Genomic DNA, 17,291 nt, shown 5'->3' with positions numbered 1-17,291 from the left:
CGCCATCACCCGCATCGCGCACGTGAGGAAGGTGACAGACAGATGGCGGCGACCGACGGCTTCAGAGACGAGCTCACGCTCCGGTACCTGTTGCCGGACAACGTGAACGTGCTCCTCGTGCCCGCCAACGATCCGGAACACCGGCGCGTGCGGGCGCTGCTGGCCTCCGTCTACGACCCGACCTTCCTCGACATCAGGACCGTGGAATCGGTGGAGGTCCTCCACAAGGAGTTCCAGACCGCCGTCCGCGCCTCGGTCGCCGTGCACGGGGCGTGGGACAAGACGATCCCCATGACGGAGCAGGCCAGGGCCACCGTCGAGATACCGGCCACGCCCGCCGTCCAGTGGATCGACATGTCGCTGGAGACGCTGGTCGCGGCCAGGACGGCAGCCGGCGGTGGGGTCCTCGCGTCCGTCGAGGCGGAGGCCTGGGGGGCCGCCGACGGACCCGGGGCCCGACGGGACGCGTTCGAGCGGGCTTACAGCCTGGAGTACACGAAAACACCCCCATTCGACCCGAGCGCGCCGGCTCGCAGCCTCCCGCTGCGGGTGTCGGCGCTCTTCTTCGACCGCCTCGACCTCGTCGACGCGCTGCGTCGGCTCGTACAGGCCAGACGGGCGGTCGACGCGGCGAGCCCGCGGCCCGAGGCCCACGACGGCGGCGCCCTCCTCGCCTCCAGTGCGTGGCTGGCGGTCTTCCCCGCCGGCCCGCCCGACGACCCTGAGTCACAGGCGACCGAGCAACAGATCGGTGAGCTGTTGGCGACCCGGGGATTCGTAGCCGCCTTCGAGACGGCTCCCCCTGGGAGCCGGCGGCGGCCGGCCCGCGACGACCGGTCGTGATCACAGTGAGGAGCAGCTGATGCCGTTCAACTACGTCACTGTCAAAGCGAGCAGTGAACTCTTCGCACCCGCCACCAGGGCCTACGGGGACATCGTGGTCATCGGTAAGGGGGCGATCGGAAGCACCGGATCGAGCGATGCCCTTCCCTTCGCCTATCCGTCCGACGCCGTGGATGCCTACCCGAAGGGGGTCACGAAGCTGACGGAGAAGACGGCCGCCGCGGCCACCACCCTCTCCACACGCGCGAACTTCCCGGCGGGCACGGTCGTGACGGTCGGCGAAGGCGCGACTGCCGAAGACTGCACCGTCAAGTCCACGGCGGCGAGCGACAACGGCGCCTTCACCTGGACGCTCGAAACAGGGATGGCGGTCGAACACGCGGCCGGGGAGGACGTCGTCGCGCACGGTCTCAGCGACCTCGCCGCCGCCATCTCCATCGCCTTCCGGCAGACTCCGCCTCCGACCCGGATATGGGGTGTCCAGGTGGCGTACGGCAGTCCCGACTGGGAGAAGGGGCTGAAGGTGGCCAAGGAGCTCGCGGTACAGATCGTGGTGCTCGCCAACAGCCCGCTGGGCGAGCAGCCCGCCACCGACCATCCCGTCGAACTCCTCGCGAAACACGTCGACACCGTCTCCAACACCGGAGGCGACGGCAAGGAACGCATCGGCGTCGCGATGCTCGATCCGACTCTGACCGCAGCGAAGATGAAGGACCTCAACAAAGGCGCGATCCACACCGACCGAATGGTCCTGATCGCTCACAGGTCCGCAAAGGACGACGTGGCCGCGGCGGTCGCCGGAGCGATCGCGGGCTACGAGCCGCACGTCTCCCTGCTGCTCAAGCCCCTCTCGATCGACATGACCGAGTTCTTCTCCGTCGGCGACATCGACACCCTGGTCGCCAAGTCGATCAACTGGGTGACGAGCCCGCCTCTTCTTCCCGGAGGCGGCCTGTACATGGGCGAGGGACTCACCGCCAGCCCGAGTCACAACAAGAAGTACATCGACATCGTGCGGACGCTCGACGACGTCGGATTCCGCATCAAGGCCTCACTGATCGAGGCCATCGGAGATCTCCGCATCGACCGGCCGGGCCTGCGCACGGTCGTCACGCTCGTCCAGACCGTGCTCTCCCCCCTGGTGTCCAAGGGAGTCATCGAGAGCTACGACATCCAGATCCCCCTGCTGGTGCTGCTGGAGCGGGACCGCGCCACGCTGACCGCCGACGAGGTGAAGCTCATCAGCAACACGCGGAGCAGCCGGAGCCTCGACATGGAGGTCTCCGTGGTCTACGCGGGCGTGATCCACCAGATCACCGTCAAGCTGTCTCTCAAGGGTTAAGGAGCCGTGTCATGACCGAGGTCAAGTGGGACACCCGTTTGACGGTGATGATCGGCACGACGGTGATCACCCCGATCGACTCGTTCAACCCCACGTTCAACAGTCCTGTGCAGCCCCTGCACTCGCTGGAGGCCGACAACGTTGCTCACATCGTCCAGCCCAAGGCCTTCACCTTCTCCATGGCCGTGAAGGCCATCGGCCCCGCAGTGGCCAAGCTCACCCAGATGGCACTGGCGCACGAGACCTTCAACATCGGTGTGCAGGAGGCCTCGGGGAGCGACTGGACGTTCCAGCAGATCGCTTTCAACGACTGCTACATCACGTCCGCCGCCAGCACGATCGTGATCGACGGCGTGCCGACGACCACCTTCAACTGCGTCTGCCTGGCCGTCACTCCCACCAGCGCCTGAACGGAACACGGAGAAGCCGATGCTGCACCAGGAGAGCGAATCTCCGGGCGCGCCGCCCGAAGCCCCGGGTCCGGAACCCGTCGTGGTCTCCGGCCCGGGGGCGGACCTCCACTTCTACTTCCCGATCGAAGTCGTCCTGGCCGGGGACATCGCCGAGGAGACCCGTCAGGACCTCGTGGCGGAAATCTGGGAGGCCCTGCACGACGCCCTGAGCTGACCCCCGATCCGGAGAGTTCCCATGCCGACGATCACCTGCCACTTCCCGATCACCGTGAGGATCACCGGCACCCCCTCGCCCGCCGCCCTGGAACACCTCGGCGAGGTGGTCCAGGAAGCCCTCGTCCTACGGCTGCGGCTCGCTCGGGCACGCCTCGCGGCGGCCGGTCACCCCGACGTACTTCCGGCACAGGTGGCCGAGCACCCGAGGACGTGGCCGTGAAGGCGACCGGGACCGCGCCGCCCACCGCCGTAACAGCGGCGGGGCGGGGCACGGCGTACCGGCGGGTCCACCTGCCGGAGTCGGTGTCCTTCAGCGGAGACCGGCAGCGGTTCCCGTACGAAGCCCTGCTGGAAGTGCTGTTGCTCCGCGCGGTCGCCGACGCGATGGACGAGGACGACCGTGAGGGACGGCTCGCCGGCCCCGCTCCGCCGGCGGACCAGGCGACTCCGGGCGTGCTGCCCGAGGCGACGTCCTGGGAACTCACGGGCGCCGCCGCAGCGCCCTCGCCGGGCGAAGCCACGACGGAGGGCGAGAGTCCGGCGGTGGGCGAGGCCAAGGCGGAGGGCGGGGCCACGGCCGCGCCCGGCGCCGGCCGACACAGCGCGCTGACCCTCGCGGTGGCCACCCCCGACGGCGAGGGAGCGCAGGATGCCAAGGGGGCAACCACCGGCCCGGGTGAGCACGGTGAGGCGTACGAGGACGACGAGGACGACGAGGACGACGGGGACGACGAGGACAGCGGGGACGACGAGGACGAGGTCGCGGAGCAGGCGGAAGGGCGCGACCACGAGCACGAACTCGGTGAGGAGGAGACCGGGCCCAGAGCCGGAGCGGACGAGGCGAACGACGGTGCCACGCAACCCGCCCGGGCGCAGGAGCGGAGCGGGAGCACCCAGGACGGCGCCGACACGGCGCAGCTCGCCGGCACCGGCGGGGACGCCCCCGCCACCGTTTCGCGGGCAGCGTCTCCCGCCTCGCCCGCACCCGGCTCCGGCGCCGGTGAGACGGGCGCGGAGACCGAATCCGTGTCACCCGGGTACGACCCGGAGGCGGATGCCGGCGTGACCGTGGTGGAGGAGACACGGACAGGCCTCGCCCCCCGCACGCAGCCCCAACAGGAAGCGGCGGCGGACGCACGGACCGGGGATCCCGCAGCGGCCGACGACGTGGTCACCGACACCCGCGACGAGGTCGTCGAGGGACCGAGCCCGGTCGACGGACGGGCCGTGATGGTCATCGGCGCCACCCAGCTCGTCATGCTGGGCGAGGCGACCCGCCACGCCCGTTCACGCAGCCTCGTCCACGCGGTGCAGATCGGGGACCACATCTTCGGCGCCCGTTCATTCGCCGTGCTGGAGGGCCCGATCGGCACGAAGGACAGCCGGCACTGGGCCGTCGCCACCGCGCCGACCGTGACCGACGAGGTCATGGGCCGTGAACTGTCGCACTGGGAGTACGAGGGCCAGAAGATCAGCACCTTCAAGGGGTCCACCGTGCTGCCCGTGATCACCACCCTCGACGGACACCGCTATGCGGTGCAGCTGCTCTGGACGAAGGAGCGTGGCTGGCTCTACGGGTCGAAGGAGGCCGGAAAGCGTTGGGTCAGGCTGAGCAGGACGCAGCCCGAGTACTTGTTGGACCGCGCGCAGTTGAGGGCTCTGGCTTTCCGGGAACTCGACCCCCTGGTCGACGCCGCCCTCGCGGGCAACGACGACAGCCTCGAGAAGGCGGCGACGCAACTGGGCGAGATGGACGCGAAGGCCTTCGCCCTGGTGGACGAGAAGACCAAGGAGAAGTACCTGCGGGTCCTGGTCAAGGCCTGGACGTTCGAGGAGCAGCGGCACGCGATCGTCGAGATCATGAAGTCGCTGGACAGCATGGCCGAACTGCTCACCGTACGCGACCAGTTGATCCAGCATGGTCTGTACGAACAGCTCTTCGCGGACATGGGGAACGACCTGTGGTCGCTGCTGATCGAGGTCGGCAAGAAGTTCGGTGATCACAAGCCCTTGGCCATGGGGGAGTTCCTCCGACTGGTGACCGAGGCGTTCAACCTGGGGACGGACCGGGACGCGACGCTGAAGCGGACTGTCGAGGAGGAGGAGACCGCCGTCCCCGACCTCAAACTCCTGATCGACTTCGAGGAGAGCGCCAGAGCGGTGACGGGCTTCGTACTCTCGACGCTCGACTCGATCAAGATGATGCTCACTCAGCCGGAAAAGGTCCTCTCCGGCCTCTACCAGCTCGGCCGCCTCCAGTACATCTGTCACAGGGCGCGCTACGGCGACAAGAAGGCGCAGGCGGAGCTGCGGGACCTCGTCCACCACATCGGCGACGCGCTCAGCAACGGGCTGCGCGGCGCCGCACTCCTCGGGGTCGGCCCGAGAGCCATGGCCAGGATCAAATGGGCCGTGATCATCGAGGCACTCACGTGGATCACGGAGATCAAGGCAGTCGTCGAGTCACTGGTCAAGATCGAGAGGATCGCCGCGGTCCTGCGCTTCCTCAAGTTGTTGCGAGCCACCGACGCCGAGCTGTTCGCCGCACGGTTCACCCGGCTGGCTTCGGCCCTGCACGGCAGCAGCACCGTTCTGAGGGGACTCAAGGACGAGCACGAGGTGGCCGACCTGCTGCGCCTGCTGCCCGAGGAGGACGGCGCCCGCCTCGGCGCGGTGCTGAGCGAGGTCGAGGTGCCCAAGGGGAGCACGCTGGCCTCGCTGGTGAAGCATCCGCGACTCGGCCCGGTCGTCACCGACCTCCAGCGGAAGGCCGAGGTCCTGCATGTCCTTGGCCTGAAGTCAGGTGGTCTCACGCCGGAGCTGGCCCAGGTCTTCGGCCGGCTGATCGGGAAGGACGGCTTCGAGATCGCCGAGGTCGGCAAGGTGGCCGTGGCGCTCAAGGAGGGTGAGGGAGGCCGGTTCGCCCACATGCTGGAGCAGATCGGCCCCGGCCGGATCGGAGCCAAGGGCGAGGTGAAGGCGGACCTGCTGGCGACGCTGGCCGCCGAGCCCCGGCGCATGGAGGCCGTCGGGCAGTACGGGATCGGCATCGTCCAGGAGATGCACACCCGCGCCGGCGGCAAGGCGGAGGAATTCGACGCCATGCTCGTGCGCCTGGAGAAGATCCGGACGAAGGAGATCACCAGCGACAACGCGGTGAAGTTCAGCGAGTTCCTCGACAAGCTTCGCCGTGGCGGCAAGAGGGCATGGCAAAAGGTCGCGCCGCCGCGCCCGCCGCGCGTCAAGGTGCCGCGCCCGCCCCGCGTCAAGGTATCGGCCGCCGATCGCGCCCCTGTGCTGGACCGGATCAAGGAACTGCGCGAACGCTTCCCGAAGGGCAAGGTCAAGGACCCGAAGGCCATGGAGGCGGCGCTCGAACAGATCAAGCGCATCAACCGGACCGACCCCGCGAAGGCGATGGAGCACCTGGAGCGGTTCGAGGACAAGCTCAAGGACCTGGCGTCGAAGGAGGGACAGATCGCCGCGGACATCGCGGAAGCGGAGACGAAGGCGAGCAAGGAGGCCAGGACGCTGCACCACGAACCCGATGAGGTACCGCCGGAGGCGCTCGGTGTCCGGGACGAGCTGCGGTCGAAGCTGAGCGAGGCCGAGGAGGCCTCGCGGGCCCTCGCGGAGAACATGGCGGCGATCGGTCAGCACCAGCCCTACGGGCACGATGCACACCACATCGTGGCCTGGACCGACCGTCGGGCAGGGCCCGCACGGGAGATTCTCGAATGGGCCGGCGTCGACCCCCGCGACGATCCGCTGAACGGCATCTACCTGCCGCGTACCTCTGGGGACCCCGACATCATTCCCCAGGCCCTGACACGCCACCAGACACTGCACACCGACAACTACTACAAGGAGGTGACGAGGCGACTGGTGGAGGCCCGCAAGGAGGGTGGGAAGGAGGGGGTGATCCGCGAGATGACCGAGATCAAGAAGGACCTCATCAACGGATGGAAGGACCCCGGGCCGGTCAGCGGAACGAAGGGAGCGAAGGCGCCGAAGGGAACCAAAGCGCCGAAGGACACCAAGGCGCCGAAGGGGGCCACGAGCACCAAACCCAGAAAGGCGAAGAAGCAGAACTACGCCGATTGGTTCGAGGAGTACAGCCCCCACCTGGACTGGCTGAGCGAGGAGGAACGGCGAGAGGCCATCGAGAAGGCGACCCGCCCGCCCGGCACACGGAAGAAGAAAAAGAAGAAGGCACCGGCGGCACCGGAGCAACCGGCCCCCACCGAGGCCGCGCCCTCGGCGAAGCAGCCCGCGCAAGGAACCCCGAGCGCACCCGCCGGCCAGGGCACACCCCCGGGCCAGGGCCCCGGGGAGGCTCTCGGGGAGTTCGCGGAAGAGGCTCCGAAACAGGCGCTGAAGCGTCTGCCCCAGCCCGATCCGGACAAGGAGCGCGAAGATGACCAGGGAAGGTAGGCGCCGATCATGCCAGCCGGTGTGAATGTTCCCGTCCTGATCGGCGCGGTGCCGCTCTTCACGGTCACCAGTCTGACCCTCAACGAGGGTTACCAGGTGGCCAGGATCGCGGGCAGCCGACTGGCCCAGCTGGTCTCGCCGACGACCAGGAGCATCGGCGTCGAAGCCGTGCTCGTCGGCCGTACCCGGCTGCTGACGAAGAAGGGTCTGGAGGCGATGGCACTCACCTCGCGCGCGCTGGCGGGGTCCACGGCACCGCTGATGAAGGTCGCCGGCCTGCCAGTGGTCTGCGGGATGACGATCAGCCTCGACATGCAGATCACCAGCCTGCGCTTCACCCAGTCCAACCAGAAGCGGGACGCCCTCGACGTCAGCATCAACCTCGAACAGGTTCCCCGGTCCAGCCTGACCGCCATTCTCGGGGAAGCCCTGGACCTGGCCCTGGCCGCGGGATCCACCGCGATCCCGGTGGTGAGCGAGATGATCCCGCCGGACCGTCAGCTGGGAGGTGGGCTGTGAACGACGTGCCGCTCTTCTTCCGACTGCCGATCGAGCCCGACGACGGCCTTCCCCAGGTCTTCCGGTGCCCCGTGGGCGACACCGCCTACGACTTCGCCCTGTACGCCAACTTCGAGGGCGGCGAGGACGACCCGCCCGAGACCCTGTACGACCTCACGGCCTGGGGCCGTACGCCCCAGCCGGTCGATCCGGCGCCGCGGAGTGAACCGCCCGGCCACCTGGTGCTCAGAGTGGCCGGCCCCGGCCCCGACGGCCCGCGCGTCCTGTTCCTCCGCAAGCTCGTCGCCGAGCCGGACCTCGTCCACGAGGCGGGCCCGCTGGCCATCAGACTGGTCGAGGCGACGGTGGCACGGGGAAACCTCAACGGAAGCGGCCACTACGGCTCCCGGATCGTGATCGGGGTGGCGCGGCGATGGGCGTGATCCTCTGGTACAAGATCGACTTTCCGATCCTGCGCATGACGATCTCGAACGAGGTCCGCAGCGGCAAGGTCCTCGCGGACGCCGAGATCGTGGTCAGGTACGAGATCGGCCAGCCGGCGAGCTTCGACATCACCTTCGCCGACCTGCCGATCGACGTGCACAAACAGCTGGCCTCCGCGCTCGGGGACAAGACCGGCCCGGACGGCGGCATCGACGTCGACATCCACCTCGGATACCTGGACGACCCCGCAGGCCGGCAGGTGGTCCTCTCCGGCAGGGTCGAAGCCATCAAGTCGGCGACCAGGTACCCGCCGCTGGGCATGCGCCTCGCCGGCTACGAGGAGGCCGCGTACCGGCTCCTGGCCCGGGTGGATCCCGGCGTCAAGCCGCCGGTGGCGAAGGTCTCGATGAAGTGCGCCAACCCCGCGAGCGCCGTGAAGCACATCGCCGGACTTGCCGGCGTGGACGTCGTAGGCCGGCCCGACCCCGACATGGGCGAGCGGGAGATATCGAAGCAGGCCGTCAATGCCTTCGCCCTGCTGTCGGAGCTCGCCGCGTCGTTCGGTGCCGAAGTACTCGTCCAGGACGGGGTGGTGCAGTTCGGCAAGGGAGTCACCGCCCCGCCCGAGGGCCTGATCCGCACGATCCCCGACCTGACGGCCGTGGCCTCCGCCATCGGCGGGGAGGACTCCATGGTGCTGCTCAAGAGCATGACCCCGGTCCGGCTCGCCGAGTTCCAGCCCGTGGACCTGGGCCCGGTCGGCAAACAAAACCTCATCACCGACGAGGAGAACCCGGCGAAGGTGAAGGCCTTCGACTTCACCGTGCTCGGCCTGCCGGCCCTCCGGGCCGGCCAGCTCGTCGCGGCGGGTGTCCAGGGGTACGAGAACCCGTTCACCGGCTTCCGCATCCTCCAGCTGACCCACACCTTCTCCCCGCGCAACGGATACACCTGCACCGGACGGGCCGTGGCCTTCGCCCACGACGGCGGCAACAGGCGGCTCAGCGAGCTCGCCCGCAAGGCGACGGCCCGTTCCGTGGCCGACCTGATCTCCGGCAAGATCCAGCAGGCCGCGACGCTCACCCCCTCCGTCGACGTAGCCCGGATCGACAAGGCCAAGTCCGACGAGCGGGTGGCCGACCTGGAGAGCGGTCAGCGTCCGAACGAGGCGGTCGCCTCACCGAGCGTCGACCTGGAGATCACCGAAGGCGAGGCGTTCCGGCACGACAAGCCGATCGCCTCACCCTTCGCCTGGCACAGGGTGGGCCTCTCCGTCCCGGTGTACAAGGGCATGCGCGCCCTGCTCAACCAGGTCCGGGACAACCCCGAGGACTCCGTCGTCACCGGCTTCGTCTGGTCCAACCAGCGCAAGATGGACCGCCCCAAGGCCAAGGAGGGCGACTGGTGGCTCTGCCTGCCCACGGACCTGACCATCGGGCCGCTGCCGGAGCCCACGGGCAAGGGCGTCAACGACCTCATCACCGCGGACGGCCGCCGGGTCGTGGAGGCGGTCGGGCTCCAGATAGCGGTCGGCAAGGACGCCTGTACACAGGTCGGAGAGCGGCCCACCGAAGGGGACGCCGAAGTCTTCCTGCTCACCCACAAGTCAGGTACCAGCCTCAAGATCGACGATCAAACGCTCCAGCTCACGCACAAGTCCGGGAGCAGCATGAGGATCGACGACCAGGGCCTCGTGCTGAGTCACCCCTCCGGGAGCACCGTCAAGATCTCCGCCGACGGCAGCGTCACCGTCGTCGGCGGAGCGAAGGGCGTAGCGCTCACCTCCGGGGGAGTGACGCTCACCGTCGCGGAGGGAAAGGTGGCGATCACGTAATGCCTCTCGTACTCGTCCAAGGCGCCGTCATCGAATGCACCCACCAGGGAAAGCTCGAACTCGTGGCCGGCGACCCCCGGGTCACCGTCCAGAGCAAAGGCGTCGTCCTCGCAGGCAAGGAAGGCGGCCTCACCTTCGGTTCCCCGGCGACTCCCGTACCGGGCATGATCGCGCCCTGCACCGCGAGCTCCCCGACTGGGCCGCAGCCCTGCGTCGTCGCCCCGGCGACACCCGCCGGCTCCTCGAAGAAACTCACCCTCGGCGGCGCCCCGGTCCTGCTGGCCACGGCCGCCGGGATCACCGCGAGCGGTCAGGGGCCCGGCGCCTGGAAGGTGTCCGACCCCGGCCAGTCCGTACTGGAGACCCTCTGATGCCCGAGAACGAGCCGCTCGACCCCCGCCACCCCCCTGACGCCGAGGCAGCCGCCGAAGGGCTCGCCGGCGGCCAGCCGGCCGGCCCCCACACGGCCGGACCCGCAGCGGCGGCCGGCGCCCCCACGAACCCCACCCGCACCACCGCGGGCGGTCCGGACCTGCCCGACCTCCAGCCGTACCTCCCAGGTGCCGCTGCCCGCGACGGCGCCCCCAGCCTCGGCCGCAGCCTCGCTCTCGACGACGGTGACCTCGTCATCGACCGGGGCTCCCGCGACCTCGCCCTCGTCGCCGGAGCCGAAGCCCTGGGCCAGGCACTGGAATTGTCCGTCGCCACGCAGGTGGGCAGCGACCCGCTCAACATCCGGTTCGGGTTCGACCGCCTCGCCGTCGGCGCCTACGCCGACGACCTGCCCACCCGCAAGGAGCACGTCACGATGGAACTCGTCCGCTGCCTCAGCTCGGACCGGCGGGTCACCGACGTGCGGGAGGTGTTCTTCGACGACGACCCACGCTTCCTCGAGACGGGGACCGCCCTCGACCAGGCGGCTCGCGACCGGATCACGGCCGCCGCGCACGCGGAACGCCGGTACACCGTCTACGCGGTGGTCGACACCATCGCCGGTTCCGCCCTGACCATGCGAGCAAGGGGAACCCCATGACTACCGAGGAACGTTTCGGCGTCACCGACGACGGGTTCGTCGTCAAGGGCATCGACCGGATCATCGCCGACCAGCAGTCCCGCGCCAGAGCCATGTTCGGCGACGACGTCGACCTGACCTCCGGCAGCGCACTGCGGAAGGTCATGGACGCCGCCGCCGTCGACACCCACGAGCTCTGGCGCGCCTTGGAATCGCAGTACTACGCCGGTTTCGTCACCACCGCCCAGGGCCCCAGCCTGGACCTCCTCGGCAAGGACCTCGGCCTGCCCCGCCGTGAACTGCGCGCGCACGGCACGATCGGTCTGACTCTCGGCCGGCCCGAACCCGGCCGTGCCTACGTGCTGCCGGAGGGTACGGTCGTCGAAACCGTCCCCGACGAATCCGCCCCCGCCGAGCTCTCTCCCGCCCTGGCCTTCCGGACCACCAGGGCCGTCACTCTCTCCGCCGCCACAGTCTCGGTCGAGGCCGAGGCCGTCGTGCGAGGACCCGACGGCAACATCCCCACCAAGAGCAAGCTGCGCCTCCAACCCGCCTGGGTCCAGCACAACCTCAACCTGGGAACCGCCGAGGTCACGCCCTTCGTCCAGACGGACTTCGAGGGCGGGGACCTCGGCGAGCCCGACGGCGTCTACCGCGCCCGGCTGCTCGGCGTGCCCCGCACCGTCTGGACCCAGGAGGCCCTGCTCGCCCAGGTCCTCGACGTCAACGGGGTCCGGGATGCTGCGGTCTTCGACCCCCTCGGCGGCGTAGAGGCCACGCGGCGCGCCTACGGCACCTTCCGCTACGGCAGCCGCGCCTTCTCGCGGCCACGCCAGACCGGCTCCCCGTACTTCTTCGACATCGTCGTCGCATCCGAACCCGGCTGGCCCTGGACCAGTGAAAAGGAATCCGTACCCGGCGTGTACGACCAGGTCCTGGAGACCGTCGACCAATGGCGGCCGGTCTCGGTCTTCCCCAATGTCGTCGCAGCCAACCAGGTCGACATCGGAATGCGGGCCACCCTCGTCGTCGAGGCGGGACACAACGAGCAAGCCGCCAAGGGCGCGATCCTCGACGCCGTACGGGGTTCGGTCAACCGCCTCCGGCTGGGGAGCGGCGTGCTCTACTCCGACATCATCCTCAGCGCGCGCACCGCTGCCGGAGTCGTGGACGTGCAGAACCTGAGGCTGCGGCGCTTCGCCCCCGCCTTCGGGCAGACGTACTACCGCGGCGCCACCTACGGCGGAGCCCAGGAGCTGTCCGCGGGCGAGAATCTCGTCCTCGCCCCCGACGAGATCGCCCAGTTCTCCGTGGACAGCTCCATCGTCGACATCCAGGTCGTGGCCAGATGACCACCACAGCGCCCCATCGCCGACCGCTCTCCCACGACGTCCTCGCCGTCATGGGGTCGGCCCTGCCCGCTCCGTACGACCGAGGCATGGAACGGCTCGACGTCCCGCTCGGTGACCGCGTGGACGGCACGATCGCCGTCCCCGGCTACGACTTCGGGGCCTACGAACAGCGGTACGGCCGTCCCCCCGAGCAGCCCCGCTACCTCCTCGCACCCGGCCGGGACATCACGGCACCGCTCACCGTCCGCGTCCTCTACCGACGGGCCCCCCGGGCGAAGCCGGAACACGTGGACGTGACCATCCCGGCGGGCCGGTCCACCGGGAGCGCCCTCCCGATCCCACTGCCCAGCGCCACGGGAGACATCGCCCGTGAACTGCGACTCGTCGGCCTGCGCCCCCACGACCCGGCCGGCGCGTTCGACGACGTCACGTGGACGGTCACCGCGCTCCTCGGGAACCTGGCCAAGCTCCTCTGGGTCATCGGCGCCGAACACGAGGAGATCGCCTGGCAGCTCCGGGACGTCACCGCCCAGCGCAACACCCACACCGCACACGGCGCCAGCCTGGACCTGCTCGGCCTCGACCTCGGCGCGCCCCGCTTCCCGCCCCGGCCGCACACCCGCGACAGCCACACACTCGCGCTCTTCCACCTGGACGAGTCCCCGCCCGTCGAAGCGGACGGCCTCCGCGCCCCCGAGGCCGAGGTGGCCGAGGTCGTCGACGCCGCCGCACCCGAGGAAGCCGCCCGCCGGGGGACCAACGACGGCGCGCACAGCGGCCGCACCGGGCGTTTCTCGCGCGCCTTCGGGTTCGGGCCCGGCCCCGGAGGCATCAGCGTCCCCCACTCCCCGCACTTCGACCTCCCGGCCACGGCCCCCTTCACCGTCGAGGCGGTGATACGGCCCGAGCGCGTCACCGCTACCGGAGCCCTCGTTGCCAAACGCGCCCTGCTCAACGTCCCGGAGAGCGCGGGCTGGGCCCTCGCCGTGGGGACCTTCCGCGGCATCGACTGCAATCTCCGCCTCTCCCTCTCCGACGGCAGCCGGGAAGTCGACCTGTTCGCCGACCGGGACCTCGGCGACGGCGCCTTCCACCACATTGCCGGCGTGGTCGACCGGCAGGGGACAACCGTCACCGCCCTGCTCTACGTGGACGGAACGGAAATGGCCCGCCGCGTCACCGGAGGCCCGCTCGACGACCCCGGGAACGGTGACGACCCCGAGGACCCCGGTACGGCCCTCGGCGCGCTGACCAGTCCCGCCCCCCTGGTCATGGGGCAGGGCACCGAACGCCGGGGCTCCGACAACTGCGCCGCCCCGTACCGAGGACTCCTCGAAGAGGTCCGGCTGTCCCGGCTGGTCCGTGCCACCTTCGAACCGGTCACCGGAGAGAGCGACGAGCAGTACAGTCGCCGGCTCCGGATCTTCCACCGCTGGCTGCTGCCCACGCCCGCCAACCTCCAGGACGCCGTCAACACGGCCGTGGAGTCGATCGCCGCAGCCCCGGACGACCCCGCGCCCTTCGAGGTGGGGGAACCCGGCGATCGGGGAGTGAGCGCCGGACACCCGCTGCGCGTGCTCCCGGAGACGCTCCCGGTGAGCCAGTCCCTGACCGCCGACGGGGACCAGGGCACGACCGAGGCGTCCGCCGTCGGCACCGCCGGCCAGGACGAGCCCGACTTCGACCCGGCCTGGCTGACGTGTCACCCCGACCGGCAGGGGCTCACCTTCGCCGGAGGCGGGGACAGCCGCATGATGCAACTCGTCGTCGTGCGTGCCCTGGACGCCCTGGTCGTCCGGCTTGCCGCACAGCGCCCGCCCCCGGTCGGTACGCTCCGCGTCCTCAAGGCGTACGACGCCACCGGCGCCGGCCTGCACACCGTCGGCCGGGCCGTCCTCCTGGCCCACGACACCCTGGCTTCCGAGAACCTCGCCGCGCTCGCCCACGCGGCCGGATTCGGCTGGGTCGAGCACACCCGGGACCACACGGTGTACGCCTCCCAACCGCGCGGCGAGGTCCTGCGTGTCACCTCCACCACGGACCCGGCGAAGTGGCTCCCGGACGTGCGGGAAGGGGAGAGCCTCGACCTCGGTATCGAGCCCGACCTCTCCCATCTCCCTGACGCGGAGGTCCGCTGGACGGTGCTCCGCCCGGGTGCGGGCGACGCGGCCTTCCGGCCGGACCGACCGGGCACTCTGCTCGCGCGCGCCGCCGGCGACGTCTCCGTCCGGGTCGAGATCGTGCGCCGCGGCCATGTCGCCTCCGGAACCCGCTCCGTCCGGATCGGGCTGCCCGACACCTCCCTCACGGCCGGGCACAGCATCAGCCGCACCGGCCGCCGTGACACCACGGAGGCGGACGACGCGGGCCCGCCCACGACCGACTTCGACCCGAACATGCTCCAGGTGCGCACAGACGACCTGGCCCCGCAGCCCGCCCCCGTCGTGTACGGGAAGGCCGACACGAACAGGGTGATGCAGCGGGCCACCTCCGACACCCTGGACCGGCTGCTCGCGCTGCTCGACGGCACGCCCGGCGAACTCACCGTGCTCACCTCGTACGTCCCGGCCACCGGGATCGACGACCCCCCTGCCGGGAGCGACGACCCACCCGCCGAGAACCTGCGTACACAGGGAAGAGCACTCGTCCTCCACCACGCCACACTCTCCGCCCCGGCGCTCGCCGCTCGGGCCTTCGACGCCGGTTTCGACCACATCGAGGTCGCGTCGGCGACGGCGCCCGGAGCGCCCGAGACGGTCCACGTCGCCGTGGCCGCGGGTGAACAGCCGGTGGTGGACGGCCCGGACGAACTCATGGTGGGGCAGTCCGCCCGCGTCGCGGCCGAGCCCGCCGCAGAACCTGCAACCGCCTGCTTCTCCGCCGACGGGGCGTGCGTCTACCTTGCCGAGCCGGGATCCCACCGGATCACTTCCCTCACCCTCCGGAAGCCCGAGTCGGGCGACTTCCCCCGCATCGCCCTCGCCACTTCACGTCCGGTCGCTCCCTTCCCCGGAGACCTGGCCTTCGGCGGCGGACACCTCTTCGTGGCCCACGAACCGCTGGGCCGCGTCTCCGTCCTCGACCCGGTCGAGCTGAACCCCGCCGCTCCAGACATCACCGGTTCCAGGCCGGCTGCCGTGGCGACCGACGCGAACCGGCTGTACGTCGGCTTCGGGGGAGACCGTCCAACCCTGCGCGCCTACCTTCTGACGACCGGCCAGGAAGCGGCGTCCCTCGAACTGCCCGCCGCACCTAGATCGATCACTGTCGCCCCCGCCGGCCCGTCCCTGTACGTCGTCGTGGACGGCGGCCGATGGTGCCGGGTGAAGCGCGCCACGCTCACTCTGGAGCAGACCGTCGCGACAGGAGATGCGGAGGCGAGTGCCTCCGCCGTCACCCGGGACGGGAGCAAGCTGTACGTGGCGTGCCCGGGAACAGGCTCGGGCGGTGGCGGACGTATCCGCGTCTACCGTCCGCCCGCACAGCAGCCCGTGGCCACGCTCGAGGGATTCCCCGAAGCCACCGTTCCGGCCGCCCTCAGCCTCGGCGGAGACGGCAGTCTGCTCTACGTGGCGACCAAGGACGTCGTGACCGAGGACCCGGCCACCGAGGACTCGGCCACACCGGCCGGGAGGGTGCACCTCGTCGACGTCGCCACCGACAACCAACTGCCCCAGGCCTTCGGCCCCGGCCGAGGTGGATCCGCCCTCGCCGCGAGCCCCGCGGGCACTCCGTACCGGCCCTGTTTCGTCATGGCCCCGCGCAGCAGCGGGACCGTGCTCCTCGCCGATCCGTCACCCCTGGGTGAGAACCCGCCCTCCGCGCCGCGTCTCGTCGCCGAACTGCCGCTGGGCACCGGGGCGGGGGAGCAGGCCACTTGGTCCTCCACCCCGGACGACCACGGCGTCGCCGACTTCGCGGCTCCCACCGCTCCCGTCAGCACGGTCACCGGTGTCACACCAGGACGTGCCCTGATCAGGAAGACCTTCCTGCACGTCGGCGGCCTGCGGCCGTACCAGTGCGAGATCCGGCTCAAACCGACGCTGGAGGCCGGTGCCGGTTCCCTCACCAAGGAGCAGTACGACCTGATCCTCAACATCCTCAACTGGTTCCATCCGGTCGGCGTGGAATGCAGGACCGACCGGCTGCGCCTCCTGGCCGGGCTGACGGCAGGTGGGGCCGATCTGTTCCCCGTGTACACCTTGCCGACCTACCACGTCGCCGACCCCCTCTCGTCCCCCTTGATCCATCTCCGTAAGGACGGCCGCGATGGTTGAGATCTACGTACCGAAGTTCATCCACAAGGACTGGATCGACAATCAGGACCGTGTGCGGGCAGGCGGTGACGAAGGCCTCAACAACCGGTTCCACCGGCTGGAGGACGAATTCGCCGGCCTGGCGAACAACCAGATCAATCCCATCATCAGGGGACTCGCGAGGCCGGTCATGCACCTCACGCTGGTTCCCGTCCTGACGCCCTATCCGGATCCCAACGCCGGAGGCGACCTCAAGCCGACCTGGAACCAGGCCCTCGACATGGTCGAGAAGCCGGAGGGCAAGACCGAGGCCCATGGCTTCATGAACGTCGTGCTCCCTGACGGGGTCAAGGTGACGTCCCTGCTGATGACCGGAACCAGGGAGTCGTCTGCGGGCAGCCTGACGGCGGTTCTGAAGAACCGCGAGATCCACAACAGCTCCGGTGCGGACCCCGTGTTGACTGCGGATGCGCTGGACACGCCGGGTCTACCGGGCTCGGAGGTGGTGATCAACAACGAAACGCACCGCTACTTCCTGACGCTCGACGTCGAAGGCGCCGGTGCGAACAAGGCCTTGAAGGTGTTCTGCATTCAGCTCACCTACGGGTGACAGGCACCCCTTCGACGCACGGGAATAGGAGACGATC

14 protein-coding genes are annotated in these 17,291 nt (G+C 69.9%); all 14 read left to right on the top strand.

Annotated elements, in window-relative coordinates:
* Positions 1–42: 42 nt before the first annotated feature.
* The 14 genes from ABZ434_RS26165 to ABZ434_RS26100 are packed head-to-tail and all read left to right on the top strand — an operon-like array spanning position 43 to position 17,254.
* A complete protein-coding gene (locus ABZ434_RS26165; RefSeq protein WP_359141614.1) occupies positions 43–843 on the top strand; it encodes a hypothetical protein in 801 nt (266 codons plus the stop codon).
* A 19-nt stretch (positions 844–862) separates the two neighbouring features.
* A complete protein-coding gene (locus tag ABZ434_RS26160; RefSeq protein WP_359141611.1) occupies positions 863–2,185 on the top strand; it encodes a hypothetical protein in 1,323 nt (440 codons plus the stop codon).
* A gap of 11 nt (positions 2,186–2,196) precedes the next feature.
* Complete coding sequence (locus ABZ434_RS26155) at positions 2,197–2,595, top strand: hypothetical protein (RefSeq protein ID WP_359141608.1); 399 nt, start codon at positions 2,197–2,199, stop codon at positions 2,593–2,595.
* 19 nt (positions 2,596–2,614) lie between these two features.
* The gene (locus tag ABZ434_RS26150) at positions 2,615–2,812 is read left to right on the top strand and encodes a hypothetical protein (RefSeq protein ID WP_359141605.1); all 198 of its coding nucleotides are present in this window, start codon (positions 2,615–2,617) and stop codon (positions 2,810–2,812) included.
* 21 nt (positions 2,813–2,833) lie between these two features.
* Positions 2,834–3,034 (top strand): hypothetical protein, encoded by a 201-nt coding sequence (locus tag ABZ434_RS26145; RefSeq protein ID WP_359141602.1) that lies wholly within the window; start codon positions 2,834–2,836, stop codon positions 3,032–3,034.
* Positions 3,031–7,248 carry an AHH domain-containing protein gene (locus tag ABZ434_RS26140; RefSeq protein ID WP_359141600.1) on the top strand — a complete coding sequence of 1,406 codons (4,218 nt, stop codon included), beginning with the start codon at positions 3,031–3,033 and terminating at the stop codon, positions 7,246–7,248. The genes ABZ434_RS26145 and ABZ434_RS26140 overlap by 4 nt, the downstream gene beginning before the upstream one ends.
* Before the next feature lie 9 nt (positions 7,249–7,257).
* Entirely contained in the window at positions 7,258–7,767 is a 510-nt protein-coding gene (locus tag ABZ434_RS26135) for a hypothetical protein (RefSeq protein ID WP_359141597.1), read from the top strand.
* Positions 7,764–8,189, top strand: coding sequence for a hypothetical protein (locus ABZ434_RS26130; RefSeq protein WP_359141594.1), 426 nt, complete (start codon positions 7,764–7,766; stop codon positions 8,187–8,189). The genes ABZ434_RS26135 and ABZ434_RS26130 overlap by 4 nt, the downstream gene beginning before the upstream one ends.
* Entirely contained in the window at positions 8,180–10,024 is a 1,845-nt protein-coding gene (locus ABZ434_RS26125; protein WP_359141591.1) for a hypothetical protein, read from the top strand. Before ABZ434_RS26130 ends, ABZ434_RS26125 begins: the two co-directional genes overlap by 10 nt.
* Complete coding sequence (locus ABZ434_RS26120; RefSeq protein WP_359141588.1) at positions 10,024–10,395, top strand: hypothetical protein; 372 nt, start codon at positions 10,024–10,026, stop codon at positions 10,393–10,395. Before ABZ434_RS26125 ends, ABZ434_RS26120 begins: the two co-directional genes overlap by 1 nt.
* Positions 10,395–11,057, top strand: a complete 663-nt coding sequence (locus ABZ434_RS26115; protein WP_359141585.1) for a hypothetical protein — start codon at positions 10,395–10,397, stop codon at positions 11,055–11,057. The genes ABZ434_RS26120 and ABZ434_RS26115 overlap by 1 nt, the downstream gene beginning before the upstream one ends.
* Positions 11,054–12,388 (top strand): baseplate J/gp47 family protein, encoded by a 1,335-nt coding sequence (locus tag ABZ434_RS26110; RefSeq protein ID WP_359141582.1) that lies wholly within the window; start codon positions 11,054–11,056, stop codon positions 12,386–12,388. Before ABZ434_RS26115 ends, ABZ434_RS26110 begins: the two co-directional genes overlap by 4 nt.
* Positions 12,385–16,665, top strand: coding sequence for a LamG-like jellyroll fold domain-containing protein (locus ABZ434_RS26105; protein WP_359141579.1), 4,281 nt, complete (start codon positions 12,385–12,387; stop codon positions 16,663–16,665). Before ABZ434_RS26110 ends, ABZ434_RS26105 begins: the two co-directional genes overlap by 4 nt.
* A complete protein-coding gene (locus ABZ434_RS26100; protein ID WP_359141576.1) occupies positions 16,658–17,254 on the top strand; it encodes a hypothetical protein in 597 nt (198 codons plus the stop codon). Before ABZ434_RS26105 ends, ABZ434_RS26100 begins: the two co-directional genes overlap by 8 nt.
* Positions 17,255–17,291 lie beyond the last annotated feature (37 nt).

The organism is Streptomyces sp. NPDC005761, assembly GCF_040630635.1.
Classification (GTDB): Bacteria; Actinomycetota; Actinomycetes; order Streptomycetales; family Streptomycetaceae; genus Streptomyces.
This window is presented reverse-complemented; position numbering and strand designations above follow the sequence as displayed.